The 7,125-nt window shown below is 67.6% G+C and carries 6 protein-coding genes, 1 tRNA gene and 2 pseudogenes; 6 read left to right on the forward strand and 3 right to left on the reverse strand.

Going from position 1 to position 7,125, the window contains the following annotated elements:
• Nucleotides 1-132, forward strand: a pseudogene (locus tag ACWCQ6_RS34810) (IS110 family transposase); the annotation flags it as partial.
• A 331-nt stretch (nt 133-463) separates the two neighbouring features.
• On the opposite strand, the gene ACWCQ6_RS34815 reads toward ACWCQ6_RS34810, so the two are convergent.
• Nucleotides 464-586: a transposase gene (locus ACWCQ6_RS34815; RefSeq protein ID WP_451096164.1), complete on the reverse strand. Its 123-nt coding sequence runs from the start codon at nt 584-586 to the stop codon at nt 464-466.
• A 405-nt stretch (nt 587-991) separates the two neighbouring features.
• Between ACWCQ6_RS34815 and ACWCQ6_RS34820 the strand changes: the two genes are divergently transcribed.
• The 4 genes from ACWCQ6_RS34820 (at nt 992) to ACWCQ6_RS34835 (ending at nt 5,592) form a co-directional block, all read left to right on the forward strand.
• A tRNA-Gln gene (locus ACWCQ6_RS34820) sits at nt 992-1,063 on the forward strand.
• A 3-nt stretch (nt 1,064-1,066) separates the two neighbouring features.
• On the forward strand, nt 1,067-3,370 hold the full coding sequence (locus tag ACWCQ6_RS34825) for a hypothetical protein (protein WP_451096166.1): 2,304 nt from the start codon (nt 1,067-1,069) through the stop codon (nt 3,368-3,370).
• A 545-nt stretch (nt 3,371-3,915) separates the two neighbouring features.
• Nucleotides 3,916-4,644, forward strand: a complete 729-nt coding sequence (locus ACWCQ6_RS34830) for a transposase (protein WP_451096168.1) — start codon at nt 3,916-3,918, stop codon at nt 4,642-4,644.
• A 555-nt stretch (nt 4,645-5,199) separates the two neighbouring features.
• Nucleotides 5,200-5,592: a hypothetical protein gene (locus tag ACWCQ6_RS34835; protein WP_451096170.1), complete on the forward strand. Its 393-nt coding sequence runs from the start codon at nt 5,200-5,202 to the stop codon at nt 5,590-5,592.
• 38 nt (nt 5,593-5,630) lie between these two features.
• On the opposite strand, the gene ACWCQ6_RS34840 is transcribed toward ACWCQ6_RS34835, so the two are convergent.
• On the reverse strand, nt 5,631-6,119 hold the full coding sequence (locus ACWCQ6_RS34840; protein ID WP_451096172.1) for a phage terminase small subunit: 489 nt from the start codon (nt 6,117-6,119) through the stop codon (nt 5,631-5,633).
• 195 nt (nt 6,120-6,314) lie between these two features.
• The gene (locus ACWCQ6_RS34845) at nt 6,315-6,506 is read right to left on the reverse strand and encodes a hypothetical protein (protein ID WP_451096174.1); all 192 of its coding nucleotides are present in this window, start codon (nt 6,504-6,506) and stop codon (nt 6,315-6,317) included.
• Here ACWCQ6_RS34845 and ACWCQ6_RS34850 point away from each other — a divergent pair.
• A pseudogene (locus tag ACWCQ6_RS34850) lies at nt 6,487-7,091 on the forward strand (IS6 family transposase); the annotation flags it as partial. The gene ACWCQ6_RS34845 and the pseudogene ACWCQ6_RS34850 overlap by 20 nt on opposite strands.
• Nucleotides 7,092-7,125 lie beyond the last annotated feature (34 nt).

A 7,125-nucleotide genomic window follows, 5' to 3' on the forward strand; every position in this document is an offset into this window, starting at 1 on the left:
TCCGGGAAACGCAAGTACGTCGGGCGCCGGTTCGTGAAGAACAACCGGCTGAACCACGCCGGATACCTGTGGGCTTTCGCCACCCTCACCCACTCACCAGGAGCCAACGCCCACTACCGGCGACGGCGTGAGGTTCCCCCGAGATGCGGGGATGGGTGACAGAGGGTCAGATGGGTGTCATGAGAGGAGCCCAGACGATGCCTGCGCCGAGATGACCACCCGCTTCGCGATCTGGGAGCAGATCACCGGCACCGTCGGCCTGCCCACCACACCCTGACCACAGCAGCGGAACCCGGCTCCACCACACCCCGACACACCCTCAGGACACCTCTCGCTCAACAACGTGACAGCACCTCTGCTCCTGCTCGCGCACCTTGCGCCGCAGCCTCGCCAGTTCCTCACGCTCTGCCGTCGTCAGCGCCCCGGCCGGACCCTCACCCCGGTCGACCGCCGCTTGCTTCACCTAGCCCCGCAGGCCCTCGGGACTGACCCCGAGCTCCCGGGCCACCTCGGTCACCGTCCGCCCGAAGGAACGGACCAGCGCGACCGCGTCCCGCTTGAACTCGGCCGTGTACCGCTTGCTCATATTGCTCTTCTTGCTCACTACCTGAACTGCTTCCTCCAAGACCTACAAATCCCAGTATCAGGCTGTCCAGACCAGAGGTGGAGCTTCACCTCCACGCATGCATGTACCGCAGGCTGCAGAGCGTCCGGATCCAGCATTGTTACCCCTGGACGGTCCCCTGGTGCGCGGGCCGGGCAACTCCCAGACAGCGTAGGTCGTCACGGCTGCAGGCCCCCCATCGTGGCGGGGCACCGTCATGTGGTGCGGGACGCACGACCTGTCTGTCCGGGCTGGCGCACCGGCGAGCGGGACGGCAGGACCCGCACGGGCAGCGCCGGCTCCTTCCTGCGGTGTGCTCATGGCTTGCGAACCCAAGGAAAAGCCGGTTGTGGGGTGATCACACCGACGTCTAACGTCTACCGTCATCGGCGTGTAGCTCAGCAGTAGAGCACCGGGCTCTGGACCCGGAGGCCGCAGGGGCGGAACCTGCCACGTCGGCTTATGAACGACAACGCTGAGCAGCAGCCTCTCACAGTGGCCCCGTCATATCCGGAGGGCCAGCTGGCCAAGGCCTTCATGACCGCGTTGACCCACGAAGACGCCGGGACCCGGCGCCGGGCCGAGGTCCGCGGGCAGCGCTGGCGGGAGGTCCTGGCGGCAATGGCCGCAGGCCGGCTGTCGGTCGGTTCGCGTACGCCCGTGGTCGGCCTCCCGACCTGGGTAACTCCTGAAGTAATGCGGGGCGGCTTCGCTACTGGGACGGCGAGCGCGGGTGGCCCGCTCCAGACCCACGAGACCGAAGCCGCGCGGAGTTTCGGGGTGCCCGCTGAGCGGCGCGCGCTCTTCGCCTACTGCCTCACCGAGCCCGGGCTCGCCTGGTTGTGGGCCCGGTTGGACAGCGGCAGCTACGAGATCGGTGTGCCCGAGGAGGCCGCGCTGCTCACCATGGCCTGGCTGGTGCGCCATGGGGAGACCAGCGCGGCGCTCGACCTCGTGGCGGAACTGAAGCCGTTCGCCGACCGGCTGCGGTTCCTGCCGCGCCCGGCGGACGGGCCCGCGCCGGGCGCCACCACGGCCGTCCATCGGCACACCGTCTCTGAGGCCGTCGACACCTTGATACGACGGCGTCCCAACGTGGCCGTCGAGACCCAGCGCGAGGCGCTCGCCGTGTGGCAGCCATTCGGCGACGAGCTGCTCGTCCACTGGCTGCGGACGGCGCGGGACGGAGAGGTGCTCGCACATGTCCTGGACGCCGACTGGCTGGCGCAGGGCGAGGTTCTGCTCGGTCGCTACTGGCTGCTCGCCGCGGAACACACCCTGTGCACCAAACACCGCGACTCCAAGGAGAACCTGGGAATTCTGCGCGGGGCGCTGGAGGAGGTCGTCGCCGGACGGCCGCTGGAGGCGCGCCAACTCGGTCTGCTGCGGCACGCGGTGCGGTCCATGGTGCGGCGGCGCGGTCTGCCTGGCTCGGCCGCGCACCTGGCCTTGCGCCGGTGCCAGGCCGAGCAGGCGGCGCTTCCTTCACATCACGCCCTGGCTCAGCTGATGCTGCGTCGACTCGCTGTACTCCCGCTGGAGACGGGCATCACGGACATCGCCCCGCTCCTGGGCCCGGTGACCGAGGAGGAGAACCGGGAGACCGGCTTGCCCACGGGAGCCGTCGTACCGGCAGCGATCGGCCAGGTGGTCGAGTCCGCGCTGAGCGCACCGCTCGGCACGCTCGTGGAGCGGGGAGTCGTCCCGTCCGCCGAAGTCCTGGCCGAGCTGGTTCCCCAGTTGGTCGCCACCACCACCGCACACGCGTACGGCGAAGAGACGCTGCGAGCTGTGATGGCCGCGAACTACCGGGCTTTTCGCAACCGCCGCTCATTGCTTCTGCTCAATCTGGAGCGGCAGGTGCGCGTCGAGGAACTGCCCTGGGTGCGAGCTGTGTCGGGACAGCGCTCCGCGGTAGTGGGTACGTCGGACGGCGAAGGTGCGCTCGCCGTGCTGCGGCAGCTGGGCGAGCTGGCCGTGCAGGCCTTCCCGGGCACGATCCTGCCCAACCCGCTGATCCGCGAGTTCGGCGTTCTTGAACGCCAGTGCGATCTCGGGGCCCCGTTCGTGGAAGAGCTGGCCGCCGACATCTTCACGGGCACGTTCAGCCCGAAGTACCTCACGGCGGCGCGAGTCGCGGGCGAGCTGCTCAGCGGCACGCTGTACGAGCGTTACTACGACATCGACTACGCAGCGATACGCAATCTGGCGATCGTCGAGACCGACGCGGCCCTGACGCGTTTGACTAGCGTCCGTACCTTTCCTGGATTCGCGCGGCTGTGCGCCGAGCGAGCCGGAACAGCGGCGTCCCGGTGCTGGTCGGTCGCGGCGAACGGCACGGTGATCGAGCAGGCGCAGATCCTCACCACGCACAACCTGGCCACGCTGGTCCACCGGGTGGGCATGGCCCCACGGTCCGGCTGGGCCGACCTGGCACGCCGCTGCTTCGTGACCGTGTGCCGGCTGACCGCCCGTGTGCACCGCAACCCGCGACCGCTGGGCGCCATCAAGGACGCGGCGTACGCTTGGCGCCAGATGGTCTTCCACCTGTCCCTGAGCCCGCCACGGGAACAGCGGCGGGTCATCGCAGGCCTGAACGAGGAGACGGCCCGCCACCCGGCCCATGTCGCGGCCCGGCTTGTCCCCGCCCTGGCGGGCCTGGCCCTGGTCGCCGAGGGTGGTGCCTTCGACGAGGACGGAACGGCAGACGCCGGACGCGCCCGGCGCTTTGTGGGATGGAGCACCGACGGGCACTGGATGCGGTGATGGCAAAGGCGCGGGCGCGGCAGGTGTACGGCCGCCGACCCGGTGCCCGCAGCACGGAACGGGCAACTGGGGGCAGCCCCGTGCCCGCTCTCCGGCACATCTCACCCGTGACCAGAGGGGGTGCCTGAGATGCGGACACTCAGCCAGCAGGTTAAGCAGATGGCATAGACGAGCAGAGGCACCACGGAGGGTTCCAAGCTTCCTTACCTCATCCGCCTCAAGCTCCAGCCGGTCGGCGAGAGCGAGTACGGCGGCGTAGGGCCGCTCGCCCTCATCGAGCTTCGCTGCAACGGCTCGCACTGGCATGTGCCGAGAGAGACAGCTTGGTCCTGCAGCGTCTCGCGAAATGTCCGTACCCTTTCGTCTGGCAAGCTCTGGCCACCAATCCCCACACCCCGCCCGAAGCCCTCCAGGAACTGAGCGCGGCCCGCGACAGCGTATGGAACGACAACAAGCTTCTTCGCCGAGGACAGCTCGAAGAACGACAGGGTTTGCACTGGGATGGTCTGCCAGCAGGCTGAGACAGGAAGAAGGGGGCCAGCCGTGTGCTGATTCGGCGCCTGCGCCAGTTCGGCAAGCTGGTCACCGCGCTGCGGCGCGAAGGTGCCGACCCGGTCCGCAAGGGCCGGCCCTGGAGTCTGCCGCTGGAGGACCGGGTCCTGCTGGTCGCCGCGTACTGGCGCACGAACCTCACCCTGCGCCAACTGGCTCCGTTGTTCGGGGTGTCGAAGTCGGCGGCCGAGGGGATCGTCGACCACCTCGGCCCTTCGCTCGCGCTCCAGCCCCGCAGACGGTTCCGCAAGGACACCGCGCTGATCGTGGTCGGCACCCTGGTGCCGACCCGCGACCACACCATCGCCGCGCAGTCGAAGAACTACCGGTACTCCACGAACCACCAGGTCGTCATCGACGCCGACACCCGGCTCGTCGTCGTCGCCGTCGGCCGGCCGCTGCCCGGCAACCGCAACGACTGCAAGGCGTGGGAACTGTCCGGCGCGAAGGGCGCCGTCGGCAGGACCACAGTGATCGCGGACGGCGGCTACCGCGGCACCGGCCTGGTCATCCCGCACCGCCGCGAACGCGGCCAGACCGAACTCCCGGCCTGGAAAGAACAGCACAACCGTTCGCACCGCAAGGTCCGCGCCCGCGTTGAGCATGCCTTCGCCCGGATGAAGACCTGGAAGATCCTCCGCGACTGCCGGCTGAAAGGCGACGGCGTCCACCACGCCATGCTCGGCATCGCCCGCCTCCACAACCTCACCCTCGCCGAATGACCGGGAAACAACGCTGGTCAACCAGCATGCCGCAGATCATTTACGGGACAGCGCTTAGGGAACTCGGTCGTCGACGCCCTCGTCTACCATACCCAGCGCTCGGGCTCCGGGGCGGATGAGGGACCACTGACGTACGGTCAGAGGATCGGCAAGAGAGCTACGGAAACCGACTGAGATGCGCGAGCATTGGTCACGGAGGCGAGCCGAGACTATGGGGGATGAGTGGCCAACGAACCACAGCAGCGACGAAGCCGGGTACGCCTTGCACGGCAACGGCAGACGCCGAACCGCATCCGGCCACGGCAACGTGAAGAACCTCCCGAGCCGCAGCTTGAGTCTCGTCCTACATGGATGCAGAGGGCCTGGCAACACCTATGCCGAACCCGTTGGGCGCATTTCATAACGATTACGGGCACAGCGCTCGCTGCCGTCGCTGCCATCGGAGGACTCTGGGCTCAGGCTGTTGCAACGTACTGGAGCCAGGAGACCGCGAAAGACCAACTGTCCCAGTCCAAAGAGGACAGCGAGCGCGAGGAGCGAGAACAGGCATCGAGAGTGACCTATTGGTATGAAGGGCAATTCGGCGCCAGTGACGAAGTAACGCTGCATGTTGTGAACAGGTCACCCGATCCGGTTTCTGCCGCCACAGTCAAGACTTCTTACCCAGGAGCAGAAATGGACGAAGAGACGATGATGTTGGGCAGCCTAGCCCCATGTACCGAGTATCAGTTCACGATTACGCCACCTAGCGGGGTGGAGGTCTGGCCCTATTTTCGGGGGTATATGATTTTCACCGATAGTGGCGGAAAGTCCTGGAAGCGAACCCCGGAGCAACTTAGCGAAAGTCAAGCAGAAGCGGAATTTGCAGATATAATGAAAGCGGCATTATTTCCCGTGAAACCAGATGAAATCAACAAGACTGAAACGTGCACAGTCAAGAGGGAATAGCGCAAATCTGGTTCGGTTACCCATCACCTGCAAAATCCCTAAGCGCTCCCGCCCGGCTCATTCTTCCGGCCAGGCAGCGACCGCAGGTTGCCGTGCCGCTCCCGCGCGGACGGGGCGCCGGACGCGCCGCGGCCCTCGTCGGCACCATCCGCCTCGGCGAACACCATGCGCAGCCGCGCCCTGTCCGCAGGCGTCGCACCGAACGCAGCGACGCGCAGCCGCAGTTCGCCGGCGGCCGACAGATCGCCACGCCACAGCCGGGCGTGAATCAGCGCGGTGTCGAGTAGGTACTGCCAATCGGACGACCCGAAGTGCTCGGACTGCGGGCTATCGATCCACACCTGCCACCATTCGCGGGTGCGCTCGGGCCACACGAACTCGATGAGCTGCCCGTCGCGCTCGATGCGGAACTCGGGCAGCTCGGGCGCCTCGGCCCGCTCCCACCGCAAGACTGTCTGCGGGATCGCTTCGGCGTTCCTGCGCGCCTTCCTGCCGGCCGGCTTCGGCGCCGGTCCCATGCCTGCCATGTCAGCACCTTCCCCCGGCGAGGAATGCGCGGATGCCCCCGCTGTGACCCCGTGGCCGATAGAGCCGTCGTCATCGCGGATCGTCCACGGCTCGACGATGATGTCTCGCCAGACGCCGCCCGACTGGGGGCCAGCATTCTCGGACAACGGTTGCCTCGGCGCCGCCCCCTGACCAGCAGTCAGGCACGGGCACCCTCACCGCATCCGGGTCACGGTGAGGGTGCCGTGCCGGCCGGACCCGGCCAGCACCTCCACGACCAGATCCGTCTCCACCCGCGTATACGGCTCGCCCTCCGCCCGCCGTTCCCCCACCACCGCCGCGCCGCTCAACGCCTCACCGACACGAGCCGCGAGGACAGGCTCCAGGGTGCTCCGGCGCGGTGTCACCGTCTCGTACGAGACGGTGACCCGGTGGTGTGTGAAGTTCGGGCAGGCCTACGCCGACGGGCTGCGCCGCCGACGGCCCCGACCCGGGGAAAATGGCATCTGGACGAGGTCTTCATCAAGATCAACGGCGAGCTGAAGTACCTGTGGCGGGCCGTCGACGCCTACGGCAACGTGCTCGACATCCTTCTCCAGAATCGGCGGGACGAGGCCGCGGCCAGGCGCTTCTTCCGCAGGCTGATGAAGAAGACCGGTGCGGTACCGCAGGTGGTCGTCACGGACAAGCTTCGCTCCTACGGTGCCGCTCACCGCGAAATCATGCCCTCCGTCGAGCACCGCTCCCACAAGGGCCTGAACAACCGGGCCGAGAACAGTCACCAGCCCACCAGACAGCGTGAACGCGCGATGAAAGGCTTCCGCTCCGCCGGCGGAGCACAACGCTTCCTGTCCGCGTTCAGCGGCATCCCACCCCACTTCCGACCTCGCCGCCACCTCATGGCCGCACCCGACTACCGCGCCGAAATGACCGTCCGCTTCACCATCTGGGAGCAGATCACCGGCGCCACCGGCCTGCCCACCACACCCTGAGCACACAGCCGGAACCCGACCGCACCACACCCTG

Source organism: Streptomyces sp. NPDC001880, from assembly GCF_053594575.1.

Excerpts from the sequence above, each read along its gene's own strand:
- ACWCQ6_RS34815 (WP_451096164.1), bottom strand. The coding sequence starts at position 586 with ATGAGCAAGCGGTACACGGCCGAGTTCAAGCGGGACGCGGTCGCGCTG.
- ACWCQ6_RS34825 (WP_451096166.1), top strand. The coding sequence starts at position 1,067 with ATGAACGACAACGCTGAGCAGCAGCCTCTCACAGTGGCCCCGTCATAT.
- ACWCQ6_RS34840 (WP_451096172.1), bottom strand. The coding sequence starts at position 6,119 with ATGGCAGGCATGGGACCGGCGCCGAAGCCGGCCGGCAGGAAGGCGCGC.